General features: G+C 61.2%; 16 protein-coding genes and 2 pseudogenes. 9 read left to right on the top strand and 9 right to left on the bottom strand.

What is annotated here, in order from left to right:
* Positions 1–21 precede the first annotated feature (21 nt).
* Positions 22–3,717, bottom strand: a complete 3,696-nt coding sequence (locus SAZ10_RS12045; RefSeq protein WP_318609451.1) for a PAS-domain containing protein — start codon at positions 3,715–3,717, stop codon at positions 22–24.
* Positions 3,718–4,112: 395 nt separating this feature from the next.
* Between SAZ10_RS12045 and SAZ10_RS12040 the strand changes: the two genes are divergently transcribed.
* Positions 4,113–4,385 (top strand): DUF1127 domain-containing protein, encoded by a 273-nt coding sequence (locus tag SAZ10_RS12040; RefSeq protein ID WP_318609450.1) that lies wholly within the window; start codon positions 4,113–4,115, stop codon positions 4,383–4,385.
* A gap of 53 nt (positions 4,386–4,438) precedes the next feature.
* Here the strand turns inward: SAZ10_RS12040 and SAZ10_RS12035 are convergent, their stop codons facing one another.
* Entirely contained in the window at positions 4,439–5,191 is a 753-nt protein-coding gene (locus SAZ10_RS12035) for an SDR family oxidoreductase (RefSeq protein ID WP_318609449.1), read from the bottom strand.
* A gap of 276 nt (positions 5,192–5,467) precedes the next feature.
* Here SAZ10_RS12035 and SAZ10_RS12030 point away from each other — a divergent pair, with 276 nt between their 5' ends.
* The 7 genes and pseudogenes from SAZ10_RS12030 (at position 5,468) to SAZ10_RS12000 (ending at position 13,436) form a co-directional block, all read left to right on the top strand.
* Complete coding sequence (locus SAZ10_RS12030; RefSeq protein ID WP_318609448.1) at positions 5,468–8,215, top strand: calcium-binding protein; 2,748 nt, start codon at positions 5,468–5,470, stop codon at positions 8,213–8,215.
* Positions 8,216–8,552: 337 nt separating this feature from the next.
* Positions 8,553–9,599, top strand: a complete 1,047-nt coding sequence (locus SAZ10_RS12025; RefSeq protein ID WP_318609447.1) for an adenylate/guanylate cyclase domain-containing response regulator — start codon at positions 8,553–8,555, stop codon at positions 9,597–9,599.
* A 167-nt stretch (positions 9,600–9,766) separates the two neighbouring features.
* The gene (locus SAZ10_RS12020; protein WP_318609446.1) at positions 9,767–11,035 is read left to right on the top strand and encodes an ABC transporter substrate-binding protein; all 1,269 of its coding nucleotides are present in this window, start codon (positions 9,767–9,769) and stop codon (positions 11,033–11,035) included.
* A gap of 100 nt (positions 11,036–11,135) precedes the next feature.
* Positions 11,136–12,107, top strand: a complete 972-nt coding sequence (locus SAZ10_RS12015; protein ID WP_318609445.1) for a sugar ABC transporter permease — start codon at positions 11,136–11,138, stop codon at positions 12,105–12,107.
* The gene (locus tag SAZ10_RS12010) at positions 12,104–12,931 is read left to right on the top strand and encodes a carbohydrate ABC transporter permease (protein ID WP_318609444.1); all 828 of its coding nucleotides are present in this window, start codon (positions 12,104–12,106) and stop codon (positions 12,929–12,931) included. The genes SAZ10_RS12015 and SAZ10_RS12010 overlap by 4 nt, the downstream gene beginning before the upstream one ends.
* A 7-nt stretch (positions 12,932–12,938) precedes the next feature.
* A pseudogene (locus tag SAZ10_RS12005) lies at positions 12,939–13,043 on the top strand (type II toxin-antitoxin system RelE/ParE family toxin); the annotation flags it as partial.
* Between the two features lie 66 nt (positions 13,044–13,109).
* On the top strand, positions 13,110–13,436 hold the full coding sequence (locus SAZ10_RS12000; protein WP_318609443.1) for a HigA family addiction module antitoxin: 327 nt from the start codon (positions 13,110–13,112) through the stop codon (positions 13,434–13,436).
* 194 nt (positions 13,437–13,630) lie between these two features.
* Here SAZ10_RS12000 and SAZ10_RS11995 read toward each other — a convergent pair whose 3' ends face one another.
* Together SAZ10_RS11995 and SAZ10_RS11990 are read right to left on the bottom strand one after the other, a co-directional pair.
* A complete protein-coding gene (locus SAZ10_RS11995; protein WP_318609442.1) occupies positions 13,631–14,377 on the bottom strand; it encodes an SDR family NAD(P)-dependent oxidoreductase in 747 nt (248 codons plus the stop codon).
* Between the two features lie 145 nt (positions 14,378–14,522).
* Positions 14,523–15,380: an outer membrane protein gene (locus SAZ10_RS11990; protein ID WP_318609648.1), complete on the bottom strand. Its 858-nt coding sequence runs from the start codon at positions 15,378–15,380 to the stop codon at positions 14,523–14,525.
* A gap of 240 nt (positions 15,381–15,620) precedes the next feature.
* On the opposite strand from SAZ10_RS11990, the pseudogene SAZ10_RS11985 reads away from it, so the two are divergent.
* Positions 15,621–15,771 (top strand): annotated as a pseudogene (locus SAZ10_RS11985) (IS6 family transposase); the annotation flags it as partial.
* Between the two features lie 37 nt (positions 15,772–15,808).
* Here SAZ10_RS11985 and SAZ10_RS11980 read toward each other — a convergent pair.
* From SAZ10_RS11980 to SAZ10_RS11960, 5 genes are all read right to left on the bottom strand, one after another.
* Entirely contained in the window at positions 15,809–17,023 is a 1,215-nt protein-coding gene (locus SAZ10_RS11980; protein ID WP_318609441.1) for an amidohydrolase/deacetylase family metallohydrolase, read from the bottom strand.
* Between the two features lie 85 nt (positions 17,024–17,108).
* Entirely contained in the window at positions 17,109–18,197 is a 1,089-nt protein-coding gene (locus tag SAZ10_RS11975) for a Gfo/Idh/MocA family oxidoreductase (RefSeq protein WP_318609440.1), read from the bottom strand.
* A gap of 72 nt (positions 18,198–18,269) precedes the next feature.
* On the bottom strand, positions 18,270–19,427 hold the full coding sequence (locus SAZ10_RS11970) for an ABC transporter substrate-binding protein (protein WP_318609439.1): 1,158 nt from the start codon (positions 19,425–19,427) through the stop codon (positions 18,270–18,272).
* Between the two features lie 73 nt (positions 19,428–19,500).
* Positions 19,501–20,346, bottom strand: a complete 846-nt coding sequence (locus tag SAZ10_RS11965) for an ABC transporter permease (protein WP_318609437.1) — start codon at positions 20,344–20,346, stop codon at positions 19,501–19,503.
* A 7-nt stretch (positions 20,347–20,353) separates the two neighbouring features.
* A complete protein-coding gene (locus SAZ10_RS11960) occupies positions 20,354–21,175 on the bottom strand; it encodes an ABC transporter ATP-binding protein (RefSeq protein WP_318609436.1) in 822 nt (273 codons plus the stop codon).
* Positions 21,176–21,377 lie beyond the last annotated feature (202 nt).

The following is a 21,377-nucleotide window of genomic DNA, read 5'->3' as shown; positions in this document are numbered from 1 at the left end:
GCAAATCAACATGCGTCCCTCTCAAGCGGCTTTGTTGACGAGCTTCGAAACGAAGGCCCTGAGGTCCGTCGGCTTGACCGGTTTTTCGAGATACGGGCGTTTCGTTGCGCGCAGGAAGACCTGGGCATCCGGACTGATCGTGTCCCCTGTAAGGAAGGCGAGCCTCTCAACTTTTGCCGGATGGCGATCCGAAATGTGATTGAAGAGATGGCGGCCATCCATGTTGGGCATCTTGAGGTCGCTCAGGATTAGCGCGAAGTTCCTGCTGTTGATCTGCCTCAGCGCCTCCTCGCCGGATCCGGCAACGACGACCTGGAAGCCATCCCGCCGCAGTACATCGGCGATCAGTTCCCGCACTTCCGTCTCATCCTCGACGACCAGACAGGCGAGGTTGTCGAATCTCGCGGGTGCCTCGGTCTCCTCGATTGGACCGGCGCTCTGGTCGAGGCAGTGGGACGCGGGCAAGGAAACGACGAATGTCGAGCCGCGGCCCTCCGTCGCTTCTACCTGAATGGTACCGCCGTGTGACTGCACGACACGGTGACAGAAGGACAGGCCTATCCCGGTCCCCTCGCCGACGCCCTTCGTGGTGAAGAAAGGTTCGAAGATGCGCGGCAGGATATCCCGGGGGATTCCGGGACCGCTGTCGGAAACCTCGACGACGACGCTCTCGCTGTTCGCATGGAGCCGGGCCGTGACGCTTATCTTCCTCGGCCCATCCCAGCCATGCAGCGCCTGCTCCGCATTGACGATGAGGTTGATCAACACCTGGCTGAGCTGATCGGGGTCTGCCCAGATCGGCGGAAGGTCCGGCTCGAGCTCGATCGCGAGCTCGATGTCCGACGAGCGGACGGAATATCCTGCAACCTCGACTGCGGCTGCAATCACTTCATCGATGGTGACGTTAGACGTCCGTGCCGGCTGCTGCCTCGCCATCGCCAGAAAAGTCTTGACTATACGAGCGCAACGTTCGGCTGCCTTGCCGATCTTGCCGGCACGCTCGGCGGACTTCGCGTCCGTGGCGCTCTCCTTCAGCATCAAGGAGAGCCCCAGCACCACCGAAAGCGGGTTGTTCAGCTCATGCGCGACGCCGGCCAGCAGGCCGCCAAGGGCCGACATTTTTTCGTTCTGATGCAGCGTCTCACGCTGAAGCTCCAGCTCCTGCTGCATCCTGATCTGGTCCGTCAGATCGTAGACATAGGCGACGATGACTTCCTCCCCGTGAAAGTCGATCAGCCTGGAAGACATCGAGCACCAGAAGGCTTCGCCGTTCCTGCGACGGAGTTGCACCTTCAGGTCATCGACCGAGCCGTCCTTCAGCAACTGCCGTATGTACCGCTCCCTATCCTGCAGGTTGACGTAATAATCCAGGGCGCTTTCCGCCTCGCCAAGCAATTCGACGGAGGCTGGGCTGCGATAGAGCAGCCTGCCGTCACTCGCGCCGGTCATCTGAATGCTGACCGGGCAGGCTTCGAGAACCTTGCGAACCATCTCGTCGGCTTCTTTGGCCGCCAACTCGGCCCGTTTGCGCTCGGTGATGTCGACGCGGGTGACGACGAACCCCCCTTCTCTCGTCGGGCAGTTCGAGACGAAGAACCAGCCGCCGTCCGTGTGCTGGAATTCCTGTTGGCGGAACTCGCGCCGGTCTTTTGCCCGCTCGGCCAACCATTCGTCGATCCGGTCGGGAGCCACGGGAAACTGGTTGCGTTCTGCGGCCACCCGAAGGAATTCGAACCAATTCACGCCTGGCTTCAGGACGTCCGCGCTTATCGCATGCATCTTCCGGTAGCGGCTGTTGGCCATCACCAGGCAATCGTCCTTGTCGTAGAGGGCAAACCCCTCTGCGAGCGACTCGATGGCGTCGATCAATCGCTCGTTTGACTGTCGGCTTTGCTCCTGAGCAGCGATCATGTCGGTGATATCGGTCGTGTTCGAAACGATCACCTGCCGTCCGTGGAATTCGATCAGCCGTGCCGAAATCGAACCTCGGAAGATGCTGTTGTCGGAACGGTACTGCCTCACGCGAAAATCGTCGATCCGGCCCTTGTCCAGCAGCGTCTCGATCAGCGTCTCGCGGTCATCCGGATCGACGTAATAGTCGATCAGCTCCGGACGGTCGCCATATAGCTGCCTGCTGGCGGGGTTCCGGTAGATCGTTTCCCCGTCGACCGATGACATCCGTATCGGCGTCGGGCATGCATCCAGCACCTTCTGCAGCAGGGCCGTGGCTTCGCGTTCGGCGGCTTCGGCCTTCTTGCGCTCGCTGATGTCTGCCCGCGTCACGACGAAACCGCCAAGGTCGGTGCGATGCATCGACACCGAATGCCATATACCGTTGCCGAGATCGGCCTCGTAGTGGCTTTGGAACTTAGTTCGGTTGCGGATACGGTCGTTCAGCCACTCCTCCTCACGGCCGACCGCGTCCAGATACATGCCCCGCCGCACCGCTTCGCGAAGCATGTCGGTCCATTTCATGCCCGGCTCGATGAGCTCGGCCACCGGACCGTTCATCTCGCGGTAAAGCCGGTTGCACATGACCAGCCGATTGTCTTCGTCGTAGAGGGCAAAACCCTCCGACAGCGACTCGAGCGCGCTTGCCAGCATCTCCCGCGCAAGCGCGATTTCTTCGTCGCGCTTCTTCTGCTTGGTTACGTCGGCAATGCCGGCAAGCACCACTTGCCGGCCCTGGAATTCGACGACGCACAGATTTCCGTTGGCCCAGAATTCGCCGCCATCCACTCGCTTGAGAAGCGCCTCGCAATTCTCCACCGCACCGTTGCGCTTCAGCTCCCGGCCGATCTCGGCATATCGGGTGAGATCGACGAAATGATCGGCGAGCGTCGGGGCGCTGCCATCGTCTTCCTTGGAGAGCCCGAACAGCCGTTTGGCCGACTCGCTCTGACAGATGACTTCACCGGAGCTTGCGTCGCTCATCCAGACGGGAAGCGGATGATGCTTGATGAGGAAGCCGAACAGGTCTTCGCGCTGTTTGCGTTCCGTGATGTCGAGCACGCCGATGATGAGGGAGGGACGTCCGCGATAGATGCCGCGGCGGCAATTGGTTGAACACCAGACGGTCGATCCGTCGGTACGCCTAAGCTGGACTTCGTGATCGCGCAGGATCTCACGCGTGCCGGCAAGCAGCCTGATCTCCTCGAAATCGCCGGCATTCACGAAATGATTGGTTATGTATTGCCGCTCCTGTGGGAGCCACTTGCGGCCAAGCATGTTGGAGGCGTCCAGGCTCTCGTAAAGGATCTGCCTGCTCTCCTCATCGACGACCCAGACCGGCAGTGGATGACTGTCGGTGATGCAACGAAATATCTCCGCATTCTCCAGATGGGCGATCTGGGCGCGCTTCATCTCGGTTATGTCAGCGCTGACCAGCGCGAGGCCGCCGCCGAGCCGCGGATGGCTGGTCAGTAGCCGCCAGCCCCCGCAGACGGTCTCAGCCTCGACCGGCAGTACGTTGCCTTGTCTCCAGCGCTCTGCCACGCGCTGCGCAAACTCCTCGGTCGGTTCGACGGCCAGATTGTCGAACCGCGCGAAGGTTGGGAGAATCCTGGCGATGGCGGCAATAAGATCCATGCGCGCCGCTTCATCGCGAGACGGAGCGCTTCCTCCGAATATTTCGGCATTGGCATCCACGAGCACATCGCGATCGTCGAACAGCGCGTAACCCGTCCGACTATGAACTGTCGGGTCATGTATGTGCATATGCGCTCTTCCTCCCGGCGGCCCAATCCGGTCTGTCGCCCCCCGATCTTTCTCGTCACGGCCGTGTGATGCTGCCGTCAGTACCGGTCCTTTGTTTCGAGACGAAGTCAGGGAGTTGCCGCTTGTGTTTCAATTTCCGTTGCACCTGCAACATTTGACGAGAGAACGCTCAAGCAAAGCACTTCTTCCCTGTCACCGAAAGTATCGAAACTGTACCTGCGCGGGCTGCCGGTGCCACATTTCCAAAATTCACATCGGGCAAGTGCCGGGCCGCCGGAGAAGCGTCTGAAACAAAAGAAACATTTTCTCCCGAGTTCAGAAAAGCTGATGAAACGGGAGTGCTCTAGATCGGCGCTGTCGTCGTTCTCCGGCGTCTCCTCAAAGGAGGTGTGGCAATGTCCACCGTCTCGATGCACTCTTCGAACCGTCGCCAATCGTCCTTGCCGGGAAAGATCCGGCAACTCCTCAAAACCTATTGGGTGTACCTGCAAAATCGCAGCGCGGCGCGTGCGCTTGCCAGACTGGACGACTGCATGCTCAAGGACATGGGCATTTCACGGTCTCAAATTCGCGCACACGTCTACCGGACCTGTCCGGATCGGATGTGCCAGGACTATGAAGAATTTCGCTCACATGCCGATCGGACCTCTCCGGATCGGATGCGCTGAAGCTGTGATCGGGCTGCTGTGGCGCGCTGCCGCGCCGGGCGATCAGCAGCGCTTCACCTTCCCCCGGAGACGTCAAGGATCGCACCGGTCACATAGGATGCCCTGTCCCCAAGGAGCCACAGGATCGCTTCTGCGACCTCCCCTGCCTCGCCGGCCCGCCCGAGCGGGGTGTTGGCGCCGACCCGACGGGCCTTGTCGGGCTGTCCCCCGGTCGCATGGATCTCTGTCTCGATGATGCCCGGGCGCACCGCGTTGACCCGAACGCCCTCTCCGCCCAGTTCCTTGGCGAGGCCGATCGTCAGCGTATCAATCGCCCCCTTTGATCCGGCGTAGTCGACGAATTCGGACGGCCCGCCAAGCCGCGTTACAGCTGATGAGATCAGCACAATCGAGCCGCCATGGCCGCCCAGCCTCGTGGAGAGCCGGCGCGCCGCTTCCCTCGCGCAAAGGTACGCTCCGAGCACGTTTGTGTCGAAGACCTTGCGGAGACGATCGACCCCTATTTCGGCAAGCGGAAGTGGAGGTCCGAGCGCCACACCGGCATTGATGACGACCCCATCGAGCGGACCCAAAGTCGCGGCCTCGCTGAACATCGAGACCACATCCGGCTCGACCGCCACGTCGCCCTGGACCGCAATGGCCTTACCGCCGGCCTCGGTGACTGCGGCGACGGCTGCTTCCGCAGCGGTCCTGTCGGCAAGGTAGCCTACGGCGACGGACCAGCCCTTTTGCCCAGCAAGAATGGCCGCGGCGCGTCCGATGCCGCGGCTTGCGCCTGTGATGAGGATCGTCTTCACCTGCTGCATCCTTCTGGTTCGGGTCGCAGTCCAGCTTGGCCAGCTTCGCCGCCGGCACTGTTCTGGTGTCGATTGTTTCCGCACGCCGAACTTAGCGGGCTCGAAGCACGAAACAAATGAAACATTTCCCTGCCGTTCCGGAAAAACAGCCGAAACGCGGCACGCGTAAGCCTTGGCCGTACCGGTGGGGCAGCTTCTGGGATGTTTCCATCCTCATTGAAGCACTCCCCGGGACTTTGATCAGCTCACGGCGGCGCGACTGCGCCCCATCGAAGGAACGAAGCAATGGCAATTACGGGTACCTTCTCCCCGGGTGCGGGCGTCCTCACATTCATTGCGGACGCCACCGCCAACAACCTGACGATCAGCCGCAATGCGGCCGGCACGATACTCGCCAATGGCGGCCTGATACCAATCCTGGGGGGCATGCCAACCGTAGCCAATACGATTCTGATCCAGGCCTTCGGCTTCGCCGGCAACGACTTCCTCACGCTCGACGAAGCGAATGGCCCGCTACCCGCCGCCAACCTGTTCGGCGGTGATGGCAATGACGTCATGACCGGCGGCTCGGGAGGCGACATGCTGTTCGGTCAGGCCGATAACGACACGCTGATCGGCAAGGACGGCGCTGACCTCCTCTTCGGTGGTGCCGGCAACGACACGCTCACCGGGGGAGACGGTAACGATCAGATGTTCGGCGAGGCCGGAAACGATCGAATCGTCTGGAATCCCGGTGACGACAGCGACCTGATGGAAGGCGGCGACGGGGTCGATACGGCCGAGGTCAATGGCGGCAACGGCGCGGAAGTCTTCACCGCTACGGCCAATGGCGCGCGGGTGCGCTTCGATCGCCTCGATCCGGCGGCCTTCAGCCTCGATATCGGCACGACCGAGAATCTCGTGCTCAACATGAATGGTGGCGATGACAGGTTTTCGGCAACGGGCAATCTGGGTGCACTCATCAAGATCACTGTCGACGGCGGCGCGGGAAACGACACCATCCTCGGCGGCAACGGCGCCGACCTCCTGCTCGGCGGCGACGGCAATGACTTCATCGACGGCAATCAAGGCAACGACAGCGTGTTTATGGGAGCCGGCAACGATGTCGCCCAATGGGATCCGGGCGACGGCAACGACATCATAGAAGGCCAGGCCGGCGTCGACAGCCTGCTCTTCAACGGTGCCAATGTCGCAGAGAATTTGGACATTTCGGCAAATGGCGGCCGCATACGCTTCACGCGCGATGTCGCCAATATCGTGATGGACCTGAATGACGTCGAGCACGTCAATGTCAATACCCTCGGTGGCGCTGACAGGATCGTCGTCAACGATCTCTCCGGCACGGACGTCAGGCAGGTCAATGTGAATCTCGCAGGAATGCTGGGCGGAACTTCCGGCGATGCGCAGACCGATACCGTCATAGTCAACGGGACGAACGGCGGCAACGTGATCAACGTGCTCGGCTCCGGGACTTCCGCGACTGTTGTCGGCCTCTCCGCACAAGTAACGATCGCGAACGCGGAAGGCGCCAACGACAGGCTGGTCGTCAATGGCCTCGGCGGCAACGACAGCATCACCGCCACGACCTTGCCGGCCGGCGTCGTCAAGCTCACGATCGACGGCGGCGCCGGCAACGACACCATCCGTGGCAGCCAGGGCGCCGACGTCCTCATCGGCGGCGACGGCAATGATTTCGTCCTCGGCGACGGCGGAAACGACGTTGCCTTCCTCGGTGCAGGCAACGACACCTTCCAATGGGATCCGGGCGACGGCAACGACATCGTCGAAGGTCAGGACGGCTTCGACACACTGCTGTTCAACGGCGCGAATATCAGCGAGAACGTCAATATCTTCGCCAATGGCGGGCGGGCGTTCCTCACCCGGGATGTCGCGAACGTGACGATGGATCTGAACGGCGTCGAGCGGATCGACTTCGGGGCGCTCGGCGGCGCCGACAATGTCGTCGTCGGGGACATGACCGGAACCGGTGTCATGCAGGTGAACATCAATCTGGCCTCCACGATCGGCGGTTTAGCAGGGGACGGTGAGGCCGACAGAGTGACCGTCTTCGGTTCGAATTTGGATGAGACGATCAAGATCGTCACATCGGGAACCTCGGCAACCATCAGCGGCCTCGCCTCGACGACCAAGATAGCGGCGCTGGAATCCATCGACTCGATCATCGTGAACGGCCAGAGCGGCGCCGACACGATAGACGGCTCCGGTTCGCGTCATGCGCTCACGCTGAACGGGGGCCTCGGCAACGATGTCCTCATCGGCGGGTCAGGCAACGACTTCTTCAGCGGCGGCGACGGCAATGACGTCGCGCTCATGGGTGCCGGCAACGACACCTTCATCTGGAATCCCGGCGACGACAACGACACGCTCGAAGGCCAGGCCGGGATCGACACCATGCAGTTCAATGGCGCCAACATCGCCGAGAACATCGATATCTCGGCAAATGGCGGACGCGTGCGCTTCTTCCGCGATGTCGCGAACGTCAATATGGACCTGAACGACGTCGAACACGTCACATTCAATGCGCTCGGCGGAGCCGACAACATCCATGTTCACGACCTGAGCGGCACTGACATTCAGCGCGTCGCCGTGAATCTCGCCGGCACAATCGGTGGAACAGCAGGCGACGGCCAGGCGGATACGATCGTCATCGATGCCACCAATGGTGACGACACGATCACCGTCACGAATGATAACGGCGTGATCACCGTGCACGGTCTCGGCGCAGACGTCGTGATCACCAACTTCGACGCCAATGACCGGCTCGTCATCAACGGGCTTGGCGGAAACGACGTGATCGACGCTTCCGGCCTGAGAGGCATTCTCTTGACTGCCGACGGCGGCGACGGTGCCGACGTGCTGATCGGCAGCGCCGGCGCAGACCTTCTCCTCGGCGGCGCCGGAGACGACGTGCTGATCGGCGGACCCGGACAGGACACCCTCGATGGCGGCTCAGGCAACAATATCGTCATCCAGGGTGCCACGACGTTGCAACCAGCTCTCCTTCTGTTCTGAGCAGCTCCCGCAAAAGCGCCCCACGGTTTGCGACAAGAAGCTGCGGCAAACGACGGAACTGGGCGACGTCGACGGCGCAGTCGGGCGCTCCACCGAATTGGAGCGCCCGACTGTTGAGACGTAGAAGCGCCGGCAACAGTTTGCTTTCTTCCGCTCGTGCGAAACTGCCGCTGCTCTTCTGCGGAAAAGCCAATAAAACTGCCCGCGCGAAACGCCGCTGCCAGGCAGCGGCCACCAAATGCGCAGCGTTCCTCTGACCGAACGGGATAACGCGGTCGACAAATGCTGACGACACTCAGCGCCTCAGCTTGTACAATCCGGTCAAGGCGCCGATCCTATGAGTACCAACGAACCCGCCCTGCTCATCGTCGATGACAACGAGGATTTCCGCTTCACGCTGTGCGAACTCCTGAAGCGCGAGGGCTATGACGGCGTAGCCTCGGCCAGGAACGGTCGCGAGGCACTCGATCTGCTTGCCACCCGGCCGTTCGATCTCGTCCTCCTCGATCTCACCTTGCCGGAGCTGAGTGGCTACGAGGTGCTCGAGCACATCAAAGCCGACACGACCCTGCGCAACATCCCGGTCATCATGATTTCAGGGGTCGAGGAAATCGACAGCGTGGCGCGCTGCATCAGCCTCGGTGCTGACGAGTATCTGCCCAAGCCCTTCAACGCGGTGCTGCTGAGAGCCCGGGTCGCCGCCTGTCTGGAAAGAAAGCGGCTGCGCGACCAGGAAGCGGTTTACCTCCAGCAGGTCGAGAACGAAAGGCATCGCGCTGACGAACTGCTGCACGCCATGCTGCCTCCCGGCGCGGTTCGCGAACTCAAGGCGGAAAACGAGGTCCATCCGCGCCGCTACAACGAAGTCGCGGTGCTGTTCTGCGATATTGTGGGCTTCACCTCCTACTGTGACGAGAACCCGCCGGAGAAGGTGGTTGATCATCTTCAGGCGCTCGTCGGCGAATACGAGCTCATTGTGGCACGGCACCGGATGGAGAAGATCAAGACCAGCGGCGATGCCTTCATGGCGACGGCCGGGTTGTTCGAACCCATTCCCGATCCGATCCTGACCAGCCTCAGATGCGGCATGGCCATGGTAGCGGCCTCACGCGACATGGAACCCCGGTGGGAGGTGCGGGTCGGCATACAGTTCGGGCCGGTCGTTGCGGGAATAATCGGAAAGCGTCAGTTCGTTTTCGACCTATGGGGCGATACTGTGAACGTGGCGGCCCGCATCGCTGCCCAGGCCAATCCCGGCTCGGTCGTCACCAGCGGCAGCGCATGGCATCGCATTCGAGACCGGGCGCGCGGTCGCTCGCTGGGTTTCGTCGACATCAAAGGCAAAGGCCGCATCGAGCTCGTCGAGTGCCAGGAACTTCGTTGACAAACGCACTTGCGCGGACAGGAACCCATGACGCATTCTGCCGTTCACGTCACGGATCAAGGGAGGTGAACAGGCGTTGAGAGCTCGCCGGCGCTGCAGAGGAGGCGCGCCAAAGTGCCGGTTTTTCAATCTTCTGCGCGACCTGATGTAAAGGGAGGTTCATCGTCATGAAGTTTCGTCAAGCCCTTCTCGCGCTTGCGGCAGGCGCCATGCTGGCCGCCACACCCGTGCAGGCAGCCCAGCTGTCGATAGTGTCGGGAGACACCGGCAACGGCCTGCAGGTCCTTCGCGAGATACTCGATCAGTTCGAAAAGAAGACCGGCAACAAGGTCAACATCGTCCCGATGCCGTCCTCCACGACGGATCAGTTCGGCCAATACAAGCTGTGGCTTGCTGCCGGAAACAGCGACGTCGACGTCTACCAGACCGACGTCATCTGGGCTCCGCAGCTCTCCAATCAGCTCGTCGACCTGACCGAGGCGACCAAGGACGTTGTCGCTGCCCATTTCCCGTCGATCATCGAATCGCAGACCGTCAACGGCAAGCTGATCGCCTTGCCCATATTCACCGACGCACCGGCGCTCTATTACCGCAAGGACCTCCTCGACAAGTATGGCGCCCAGGTCCCGAAGACCTGGGACGAGATGGCCAAGACGGCCAAGATGATCATGGACAAGGAGCGCGAAGCCGGCAACAAGGACATGTGGGGCTTCGTCTTCCAGGGCAATGCCTATGAAGGGCTGACCTGCGACGCGCTCGAATGGATCAAGTCGAACGGCGGCGGTCAGATCATCGAGCCGGACGGCACGATCTCGGTCAACAACCCGCAGGCAGCCAAGGCCCTCGAGATGGCCAAGAGCTGGATCGGAACGATTTCGCCTCCCGGTGTGCTCGCCTATCAGGAAGAGGAATCGCGCGGCGTGTGGCAGACCGGTAACGCCGTCTTTATGCGCAACTGGCCCTACGCCTATTCTCTCGGAAACGGCGAGGATTCGCCCATCAAGGGCAAGTTCGACGTGGCTCCCTTGCCGGCCGGCTCAGGCGAAGGCGCCCGTTCGGCCGCGACCCTCGGCGGCTGGAACCTGGCGGTCTCGAAATATTCGAAGAACCCGGACGTAGCGATCGAGCTGGTCAAATGGATCGCCTCTCCCGAGATGCAGAAGTACCGCGTCCTGAAGACGTCGAACATTCCGACTATCCAGGCGCTCTATGACGATCCCGAGATCGCCAAGGCGCAGCCGATAATTCCACGCTGGAAGGAAGTCTTCCTCAATGCGGTGCCGCGCCCCTCGGCCCCGACTAAGGTCAAGTACAACGAGGTTTCGAGCCAGTTCTGGACGGCTGTCCACAAAACCTTGTCCGGCGAAGGCTCGGCCGCTGACAACCTCGCCGACCTGGAGGTTTCCTTGACAAAACTCCAGGGAGCCGGCTGGTGATCTCATTGCACCGGCTGGCTCGCAACGGCAGACCGGAGGAACGGCGGGCTTGCCCGCCGTTCGTTTTGCTCTAAGGTTGTTATGGGGATGAGCAGGCACCATGGCAGAACTGACGCTGGATAGGCCTGTCGCGGCTGCCGGCCGCTCGCAGCTGTTGCGGCAGCGTGCGCGTTCCGCCTGGGTGTTCCTCGCCCCGATGCTCATCGTGCTTGCCGCCGTCGCCGGCTGGCCGCTCATCCGTACCATCTATTTCAGCTTCACCGACGCCTCTCTCACCGACATCGAAGCGGCCCGATGGGTGGGTTTCTCCAACTATTTCTCGATCCTGAGGATGCCCAGCGGCCGCGTCATCTATGACGGCCTGCTTGTCGATCCCGTCTGGTGGCGTTCCGTCTGGAACACGGCGCGCTTCACGGTGATCTCGGTCACCAGCGAGACGATCCTCGGCATGATCGTCGCGCTCGTCCTCAATGCGGAATTCCGCGGTCGCGGCATCGTGCGCGCAGCGATCCTCATTCCATGGGCGATCCCGACGATCGTCTCGGCCAAGATGTGGGCGTGGATGCTCAACGACCAGTTCGGCATCATCAACGACATCCTTCTGAGGCTCGGTCTCATCAGCACCAAGATCGCCTGGACCGCCAGCGCGGACACGGCGATGTATGCCGTGCTTGTCGTCGACATCTGGAAAACGACGCCCTTCATGGCGCTTCTCATCCTCGCGGCGCTTCAGATGCTTCCCCAGGAAATCTACGAAGTGGCCAAGCTCGACGGTGTCAGCCCCTGGAAGGTTTTCTGGAAGGTAACCCTGCCGCTCATCCGGCCGGCAGTGATGGTGGCCGTGATCTTCCGTGGTCTCGATGCCCTGCGGATATTCGACCTGATCTACGTTCTGACCCCGAACAATGTGCAGACCAAGTCGATGTCCGTCTTCGCGCGTGAGAACCTGTTCGAGTTCGACAAGTTCGCCTACGGCTCCGCAGCCTCGACGCTGCTTTTCGTCATCATCGCCTTGCTGACCATCCTCTACCTCTATCTCGGCCGGGTAGATCTGGGCGGAGGCCGCTCATGATGTGGATCGTCAAGCGCGCGGCCTTCTACCTCCTCGTGGCGATTATTGTCGTTGTTGCCGTGTTTCCGTTCTACTATGCCGTCATCACCAGCCTGAAATCCGGAACGGCGCTCTTCCAGGTCGACTACTGGCCGACGTCGTTCTCGCTCAGCAACTACGCGACCGTCCTTACCACGGGGACTTTCCTGCGCAATCTGGCGAACTCGCTCTTCGTTTCGGCCGCGGTCGTTCTCATCTCGCTGTTCCTCGGTGTCACCGCCGCCTACGCACTGGCGCGTATCCGCTTCCGCGGCCGCCCGGTTCTGCTCTTCACGATCCTCTCGGTATCGATGTTCCCGCCGCTGGCAGTGCTCGCCGGCCTTTTCGAGTTGGTGAGGATCTTCGGCCTCTACAACTCGCCTTTTGCGCTGATCTTCTCCTACATGATCTTCACGCTGCCGTTCACGGTCTGGGTGCTCACCACCTTCGTCCGCGAGTTGCCGGTCGAGATCGAGGAAGCCGCGATTGTCGACGGCGCAACACCCTGGATCATCATCACGCGCGTCTTCCTGCCTCTCATGTGGCCGGCGCTCGTCACCACCGGGCTGCTCGCTTTCATCGGGGCGTGGAACGAGTTCCTGTTCGCCCTCACCTTCACCTCCAGCAACGAGCAGCGGACCGTACCCGTGGCGATCGCATTGCTCTCAGGAGCTTCGCAGTTCGAGATCCCCTGGGGCAACATCATGGCCGCCTCGGTGATCGTCACCGTGCCGCTCGTGGTGCTGGTGCTGATCTTCCAGCGCAAGATCATCTCCGGCCTCACCGCAGGCGGCGTGAAGGGGTAAGGCGTCCCACCGCGTTGGACAGCATTCAATCCGGATCAATGACCAGTTCCGCATCTGCTTTCGGTGGACAGACGGACATGCAGAGGATGTTGAGATCACCGACTATCACTAAAGACCGTGCGAACGCCTTTCTGTCTGTCCTGGCGATCCTGTTATTCTGTCATCAAGGTCTACGATCATGAGCGCACACTTCGCACCGCCCATCCATCCTGGCGAAATCCTGCGGGAGGAATACCTCATTCCGCTTGGACTGAAGCCTTACACCCTCGCGAAAAAACTGCATGTACCGCGGACGCGTATAGAGCGTCTCGTAGCAGAGCAGACACCAGTTACACCCGATACGGCTCTTCGGCTGGCAAAGTTCTTCGACACGACCGCTCAGTTTTGGATGAACATGCAGGCCGCTTACGACCTCCAAACCATCGAGGGCGCATTGAGGGATGCGATAGACGACATCGAGACGTTTGAGCCCAATAACCCCGGCGAGGCGCGGCGGGTCGCCTAGAGTCTTCGGCATTTAGCTAGACCCAGGCTTTCATCCCGCAGAGCAATTGGACCTGGGGAGAGAGGACTACCAATTGATTTGACCGTCGGTGCCCCCTCTCATGCGCGTCCTGAGCTTGTCGAAAGACGACACTTTTCTCTCGTCCTCCTCGACAAGCTCGGGGCGGGGAGAAGACTGCCTTCATCGATGGCGCATCAATAGGTCGTGCGTCCGCCCGACAGATCGAAGACCGAGGCCGTGGTGAAGGAGTTCTCCTTCGATACCAGCCAGGCAACCATCGATGCCGCCTCCTCGACTTCCAGGAAGCGTCCACGCGGGATGCGCACCAGCATGTAGTTGATGAACTCGTCGGTGAGCGACTCGAGGATGCGCGTCTTGGCCGTGGCCGGCGTGATGGCGTTGACCGCGATATCGTATTTGGCGAGTTCCTTGCCCAGCGACTTGGTAAGCCCGATCACGCCGGCCTTTGCCGCCGAATAGGCGGAAAGGTTGGGGTTGCCCTCCTTGCCGGCAACCGAGGAGATGTTGACGATGCGGCCGTAGTTGCGCGCCTTCATCGAGGGGATCACCACCTTGTTGACGTAGAAGGTGCCGTTCAGATTGATCTCCACCACCTTGCGCCATTCGTCCGGGTCGTATTCGTCGAGGCTGGCATTGTTGCCGGCAATCCCGGCGGAATTGACGAGGATGGAAACCGGCCCGACCTCAGCCTCCACTTGGGCATGGGCAGCTTTCAGACCGTCGAGGTCGGTAATGTCGACCCGCTTGCCGGACGCCTTCTCGCCCAGTGCCGCGATCGCTTTCTCCAAGACCTCGGCGTTGAGGTCCCACAAGCTCACATTCGCGCCTGAGGCCACGAGCCGCTGCGCTATGGCAAAGCCGATGCCTTGCGCGCCGCCTGTCACCACCGCTGTCTGGCCGTTCAAGTCGATCTGGTTCATGGGTCGTTTCCTACATGAGAACGGTGCTGCAAAGGTTTAGTTTAGCCTCCGTCCAGAACGGCAAGCTATCGATTTTGTCGCGTGAGTCGTAGCCACAAGAACCCGGCGCAGGGCCGGATTCTCGTTGTGTAAATTATTCGTGCTCTTAGCGGAATTCGTAGCGAAGGCCAGTACGGATCGTATGCATGTTGAAGCCGTTGTCGTTCGCCTGTGTTCCGGTTGCCCCGGGGCCTTCCGCATTGCCATAGGGGTTCGTGCTACGGTCGGCCGCGTCGAAGCCATAGGCTTTGCCGCCGTTGATGCGCATGTAGCGGTAACCCACATCCAGCTTGAGCTGATCGGTCAGATCGTAGCCGACGCCCGCCATGAGAGCCATTGCGAACCGCCAGCTATCCAGCCCGTCCTTGTCGCTTGAATAGGTGCAGCCTGCGCAGACTTCATGGGATGTCCAGTCGTCGTACTGAACATAGGCAGCACCGAGCCCGGCGCCGAGATAGGGAGTGACAGGTCCCACCCGTGGCAGGTCGATATAAGCGTTGGCCATGACCGTCCAGATATTGGCCGTCGAGGAATCTTCGTAGTTGCAGTTGTCCTCGATGGGATTGAAGCCCTTTGCCGATTTCACATAGCTCGGACAGGCGGTCCGTCCGTTGATGCCTGCGCGGAAGAAGTCCAGCGTCGCATCGGCGCGGAACATGTCGGTGAAGCGGTAACCGACACCCACTCCATAGGTTGCGCCTGCCTTGAGGTTGAAGTCATCGTAGCGCAGCTTGTCATCAATCCCGCGATAGGGCGGATCGAACTGATTCCAGAAGCTCCAGTCGCCATCCGTGTTGGATTTGAAATTGTAGCCAAGATCGCCGCGAATATACCAGCCGGAGGAATTGACCGGTTCCGGCACTGGTTCAACGACAGGGGCTTGAATTAAATCGGCGGCGTAACCCGCTCCTGATCCCGCCATCAGACTGAAAGCCACAATGGCAATGGCGGAAGTGCACTTCATCGGTCCCACTCCAAATCCGAACAGAAAAACAGTCCACGAGCCGTTCTGCCGGAGGTGGTAAAGAGTTATGCTTAATACTTGGTAATTTTTAAATAACTGCATGATGCACCGAGCGCAGGTGCTCGCGCAGAACGCGACCTTATTCAAGACATCGCTTATATATATATGTATATATATGTAGGAGCCGGCGCGGCGTTGTTGTTGCGTTAATGGATGCCGATAGGCATGGGCATGTCTGAAGCTGCCCGCTACAAGAACCATCGCTTTCCAGCCGAAATCATGGCTCACGCTGTCTGGCTCTATTGCCCGGTTCCCGTTGAGCCTACGCCATGTCGAGGAAATGCCGCTCGAGCGCGGGATTGCCGTTTCCTACGAGACGATCCGACGATGGGGGCTCGTCTTGCTCTATCCGACGATCTAAGACTAGCTCAATGATCCACATGCGCGTGTGCACACGAAACTATATACGGCTCCTCGAAGGGCCGTGGCGCCAGCTCCATCTCCTCGCCCCCGGCATAGCAGGCGACGGGCTCGAGCAGCGTGGTTCCCTCGCGCGTCACGCCGACCACATCCTCGAAGACGAAATTTGAATCGACCTGGCTGAGAACCGAGATATCCGCCACCGCACCCAAGCCGAGATGCCCGAGATCGGGCCTGCGCATGGCGAGCGCGGGGCGGCTTGTCGACATACCGATGACGTCGGGCAGCGGAAGCCCGCAATTGAGCAGCTTGCTCATCGTGTGCAAGAGATCATAGCCCGGACCTTCGATCGAAATGACGTGGACGTCGGACGAGATCAGGTCGGGCGGAAAGCCCGATTTCAGAGCCGCTTCCGCCGTCTCATAGCCGAACGCACCCATGCCGTGAGCGATGTCGAACAGCACGCCGCGCTCGCGCGCCGCCAGCACTTCCGCGAGTACCCTGCCATCAGGACCGATGGCGGAGTTCGGTTCCGGACGGTAGCAATGGGTGAGGATGTCGCCCGGCCTCAGCTTCGATACGACCTCGGCATAGCTTGGCGGCGGTCCGCCGATATGTGTCATCAGCGGCAGGCCGGTCGCCTCCGCCGCCTCCAGGGCAAGCTCCAGCGCCCCAAGCCCGAGATCGCCTGTCGCAGGACCGCCGATGCGGACCTTCACGCCGACGATGCGATCCCGATTGGCTTCGATTTTGGCCACGCAGCGGTCGACCGGCAGCATTTCCTTGAGTGTCGCTTCGCCGATGAACAGGCCCTTGTCGAAGCCGAAGATGCCGGGGAAGGAGATGTTGAGGAAGGCGAGGATGCGATGCGGCGAACGCGCCATGACATAGTCGCGGAAACCGTCATAGTTGCCGGCTCCGGCACTGCCGGCGTCGACCAGCGTGGTGATCGCCGAGCGCCGCGCTACGATATCGGGATCGACGCTGAGCGAGGTCGCCTTGTGATAGACATGGGCATGGATGTCGATCAGCCCCGGCGCCACGATCGTTCCGGACACGTCGCGCACTGCAGCGCCGCCGGCCGGCAGTTCCTTGGCCAGTGCCGCGATCCGGCCGTTCGACACCGCGACGTCGAGCACCGCGTCGACGCCGTTGCGTTCGTCGATCACGCGTCCGCCCTTGAGGACAAGGTCGAAGCTCCCTTCGGTTCCACTATCGGTCATCGGTTTGTCTCACGCGAATTTCAGAACCGGGACACCAGCGGCGGGCATGACACCCGCCGCCCGGTGATCGAGAAGAGAGGGATCGTCAAGCGAGTTCGATGGCCCGCTTCTCGTTGATGGACTGCTCCGCCGCCAGCACGATCCGCAGGCTGTTCACTGCGGCATCCATCGATTCGGTGAGATCGAGATCTTCGCGGATCGCCTTAAGGAAGAAGGCCTGCTCGCGGTCGCAGAGCTCCTGGTGTCCCGGCTCGTCCTCCATCGAGATGATCTCGTCCTTGCGCACGAAATTCTTATCGGGCCCGACTTCGGCATAATGCACCTTGAGGGCGTCCGTCTTGGTGTGCCGGTCGATATCGGCCGAGTCCGAGACCTCCTCGAGCTTGTCCTTGCCGCTCTCCGCCTGCCCGGCGACGATCGATACAGAGCCTTTCGGCCCGACCACGTCCTTCACGAAATAGGCGGTTTCGCTCATCATCGGACCCCAGCCGGCCTCGTACCAGCCGACGGAGCCGTCGTCGAAGGTAACGTGGAGATGGCCGTAGTTCGGCTGCGCCGCTTCGGCCCAGAGCTTGGCGCCGATGCCGTGCACGCGCACCGGCTTGGCCCCGGTCAGCTGGCACATGACATCGACATAGTGGACGCCGCAGTCGACGATGGGGATCAGCGAGTCAATGAGGTTCTTGTGCCAGCTCCAGGCCGGCCCGTTGCTCTGCTGGTTGAGGTTGAGCCGCATCACTAGCGGCTTACCGAGCCCCTGCCCCAGCTCGATGAACTTCACCCATGACGGATGGACCCTGAGGATGTAGCCGAGCACCAGCTTCCGGTTCTTCGCCTTCGCCAGCGCCACGACCTTCTCGGCATCTTCAATGTTGGTCGCCAGCGGCTTTTCCATGAAGACATGCGCGCCGGCATTGATCGCCTTGATCGCATATTCGGCGTGCGTGTTCGGCCAGGAATTGATGGAGACGGCGTCGGGCTTCGTGGACTTCATCGCCTCGTCGAAATCCTCGAACAGCGGGTAGCCCTTGAGCTCGTCCGGGATCTTCTTGGATTTCATCGAGCGGCTCATCAGCCCGACGATCTCGAATCCCGGATTGCGGTGATAGGCGCTGGCGTGCGAGGCGCCCATATTGCCCAGGCCCACCACCAACACCTTGACTTTGTCAGGCATCGCGCCCTCCCTTTCATCTGTTATGGGAGGCGGGCAGCAGCGTGGCCCGCCTCATGCTCGGCTCGTGCTCGATCAGCTCTTGATGGCCTGATCGAACATGTGCGCCTTGATGTCCTCGACATCGATCGACGCAAACTGGTCCGTCAGCTTGTAGCCATCCGCGTCGGCCTTCACCTTCGCCTTGTCGAAATCGTTGGCGCCGTGGATCAGGTCGTTGGAGCAGACATCCTCGGCCTTCACCGCATTGGTGATCTGCCCGAGCTTCAATGTGACGTCGAAGAAGGCCTGCCAGCTCGACATGTCGTGCGAGCCCCAGCCCTGGCGCTTGTCCATGTCACCGCGGAAGACGTTGATCTGCTCCAGGATCGACGTGGTGCCGATCTTGGGGCCAAGGTTCGAGGCAAGGGTCGGGAACTGCTCGAACACGGCCTCGACCGCGGCGCGCGGATTCTGGTAGCCGAATTCGAGCCCCATCGCCCAGCCCCGCAGGTACTTCTCGAGATACGCCTTCTTGTCGGGATCCTCGAGATCGGCGGTGCGGACCACGAAGGTGTTCGCGGGAAGCGGCGAGTGCTGCACGCCGAGCCAATATTCGAACTCGAGGCCCTTGGCGATCCACTCGGCGCGCAAGCCCTCCCAAGAGAGCGCAGCATCGCCTTGCCCCGCCTGCAGGGCGGTCGCCCAGGTCGGCCAGCCGGCTTCGACATATTTCACCTTCTTCACGTCAACGCCCTGCACGGCAAGCATCGGGTCGACGATCGACTGCCAGGCCGCCGAGCCGAGAAGGATCGTCTTGCCCTCGAGCTTCTTCAGGTCGTTGGTGCCCTCCCCTTTGCGGAAGGCGAGGCTGAAGGTGTCGCGCGCACCCATGTGGAACACGCTCTTCAGCTTCATGTTGTTCTGCAGCGCAAAGGAGAACACGCCGGGCGAAGGAAAGCCCATATCGGCCTGGCCGACATCGACGAACTTGACGCAGGCCGTGCCGTCGGAGGGTCCCGGCTGCATATCGGTATTGAGCCCATCGAAATAACCCATCTTCTTGCCCGCCCAGTACGGGTAATCGTCGAGCACCTCGAGCGTGCCGCGCGGCGAGATCCAGGTGAATTTCTCGTAGCCTGCCGCTTGCGCGCGGCCGATCGACGAAAGCGCCGTGGCGGTGACGACGCCGGCGGCTGAAACTTGAAGGAACGTGCGGCGGCTGATGCTGCCTTGCATGGAAAGCGCGGTCATGGAATTCACCCCATTGAAGTTTTCTAGTTCCCTTGCGGTGTCGCCGGCCATTTCCTCCAGGCCAGCGGGTCGGTCAGGCCTCCCAGCTCGCCCACTTCTTCCCGATGAGGAAGAAAAGCACGTAGATCAGGATGCCCAGTATGGAGAGGATCAAGACGACCGCGAAGAACTGCGGCATCTGGATCATCGAGGAATAGGAGGTCAGCCGATTGCCGAGGCCGAAGCCGCCGCCGACCATTTCGGCGCCGACCGCGGTGAGCAGCCCGAAGATCGAGCCGATCATGAGGCCGACCAGGATCATCGGCAGTGCCATCGGTGCGCGTATCTTCCAGAAAATCTGCAGCGTCGAGGCGCCATATGAGCGCGCGAGCGCGATCTTGGCGCGGTCGACCCGGCGGAAGCCGGTGGCGGCGTTGATCATCACCATCGGCCCGGCGGCGAGCGCGACCGCGATGATGCGCGGCGTATAGCCGAAGCCGAAGCGCAGGATCAGCAGCGGCACCAGCGCCAGCATCGGCGTGGTGACCAGGAGCAGAATGTAAGGCGTCACTACCTTCTCCACGAAGGGGAACTGCGTGATCACTGCCGCCATTACCAGCCCGACCGCAGCGCCGATGACGAAGCCCGACACGAGCTCGACCAGCGTATAGCCGAGATGCGGCAGAATGAGCGGGAAATCGGTCACCAGCGCCCGCGCGATCGCGCTCGGCTTGGGCAGCACATATTCAGGTACATTGAAGACGTGGAGCAATATCTCCGATCCGCCGATGATCACGACTGCAAGCAGCACGATCGCCAGCACTTCGGCCATCGACTTGATGCCTGGACCGGAGGAGAAGGCGGAAAGATTGGTGATGCCGACCTCCTGGCCGTCGGCTGATTTTGCCTTGAATTCGGGAATGACGTCGGTGTCGCTCACGTGATCCTCAACGGGCAGCTGCGGCGGCTGGGGAGGCTGGGGTCGCAAAGCGGCTCTTCTGCTCGCCCACGATCTCCAGCTTGATCGCATTGGTGAGGTCGAAGACCTCCTTGGTGGACATTATCTCCATCGAACGCGGCCGCGCGAACGGCACGCGATACTCATTGGCCACCCGGCCGGGACGAGAGCTCAATACGATCACCCGGTCGGAGAGGAAGATCGCCTCCTCGATCGAGTGCGTGATGAGTACGATCGTCGTGCCTGTTTCGAGCCATATCTGCTCGACGAGCCGGTTCATCTCCTCGCGGGTGAAGGCGTCGAGCGCGCCGAACGGCTCATCCATCAAGAGCACGGAGGGCTTGAACGAGAGTGCGCGCACCAGCGCGGCGCGCTGCTGCATCCCGCCGGAGAGCTCGCGCGGGAAGCGGGAGCCGAAGCCTTCGAGGCCGACCTTGTGCAGCAGCTCGTCGATCCAGGCCCGATCGGGCCTTGTTCCCTTGATCTCGAACGGGAACCGAATATTTGCATCGAGATTGCGCCAGGGCAGCAAGTTGGCCTCCTGGAAGACCATGCCGATCTCGGGGCTTGGACCATTCACCGGCTTCCCGTCGAGCAGGACATCACCGCTGGAAAGCCCGTGCAAGCCGGACATCGACCACAGCAGCGTGGTCTTGCCGCAGCCGGAGGGACCGACGATCGAGACGATCTCGCCTGCCTGGACATCGAGATTGCAGCGATCGATCGCCAGAAGGTCACCCGAACGGGTCGAATAGACCTTGGTCGCGCCGCGTACCTTGAGCTTTGGATGGTGCAGTGCCTGAGCGTTCATTGCCCCTCGCTGGGGTTTCGTTGGCCGACGGAGGCGCCCCTCAGCGCCATGTTTCCCAATCGGCAGCTCAGTTTGTAACTATCCTACTTTTCGTGTCAAGCGACATTGATGCGCAAGCGTGAGGTGCAATTAACTGCAGAAACAACATGTATTTCACCTATTGCCAAGTATGTAACTTTCCTACATGATTTGCGGCATGCAA

This window comes from Mesorhizobium sp. BAC0120 (assembly GCF_033542235.1).
Classification (GTDB): Bacteria; Pseudomonadota; Alphaproteobacteria; order Rhizobiales; family Rhizobiaceae; genus JAWRCU01.
The sequence above is the reverse complement of the archived record's forward strand: the minus strand, read 5'-3'. Positions and strand labels throughout refer to the sequence as shown.

Coding starts and splice junctions, on each gene's coding strand:
- SAZ10_RS12040 (WP_318609450.1), top strand. CDS start 4,113: ATGTCCACCGTCTCGATGCACTCTTCGAACCGTCGCCAATCGTCCTTG.
- SAZ10_RS12000 (WP_318609443.1), top strand. CDS start 13,110: ATGAGCGCACACTTCGCACCGCCCATCCATCCTGGCGAAATCCTGCGG.
- SAZ10_RS11960 (WP_318609436.1), bottom strand. CDS start 21,175: ATGAACGCTCAGGCACTGCACCATCCAAAGCTCAAGGTACGCGGCGCG.
- SAZ10_RS11995 (WP_318609442.1), bottom strand. CDS start 14,377: ATGAACCAGATCGACTTGAACGGCCAGACAGCGGTGGTGACAGGCGGC.
- SAZ10_RS12030 (WP_318609448.1), top strand. CDS start 5,468: ATGGCAATTACGGGTACCTTCTCCCCGGGTGCGGGCGTCCTCACATTC.
- SAZ10_RS12045 (WP_318609451.1), bottom strand. CDS start 3,717: ATGCACATACATGACCCGACAGTTCATAGTCGGACGGGTTACGCGCTG.
- SAZ10_RS12020 (WP_318609446.1), top strand. CDS start 9,767: ATGAAGTTTCGTCAAGCCCTTCTCGCGCTTGCGGCAGGCGCCATGCTG.
- SAZ10_RS11990 (WP_318609648.1), bottom strand. CDS start 15,380: ATGAAGTGCACTTCCGCCATTGCCATTGTGGCTTTCAGTCTGATGGCG.
- SAZ10_RS12035 (WP_318609449.1), bottom strand. CDS start 5,191: ATGCAGCAGGTGAAGACGATCCTCATCACAGGCGCAAGCCGCGGCATC.
- SAZ10_RS12015 (WP_318609445.1), top strand. CDS start 11,136: ATGGCAGAACTGACGCTGGATAGGCCTGTCGCGGCTGCCGGCCGCTCG.
- SAZ10_RS12010 (WP_318609444.1), top strand. CDS start 12,104: ATGATGTGGATCGTCAAGCGCGCGGCCTTCTACCTCCTCGTGGCGATT.
- SAZ10_RS11980 (WP_318609441.1), bottom strand. CDS start 17,023: ATGACCGATAGTGGAACCGAAGGGAGCTTCGACCTTGTCCTCAAGGGC.
- SAZ10_RS11975 (WP_318609440.1), bottom strand. CDS start 18,197: ATGCCTGACAAAGTCAAGGTGTTGGTGGTGGGCCTGGGCAATATGGGC.
- SAZ10_RS11970 (WP_318609439.1), bottom strand. CDS start 19,427: ATGACCGCGCTTTCCATGCAAGGCAGCATCAGCCGCCGCACGTTCCTT.
- SAZ10_RS12025 (WP_318609447.1), top strand. CDS start 8,553: ATGAGTACCAACGAACCCGCCCTGCTCATCGTCGATGACAACGAGGAT.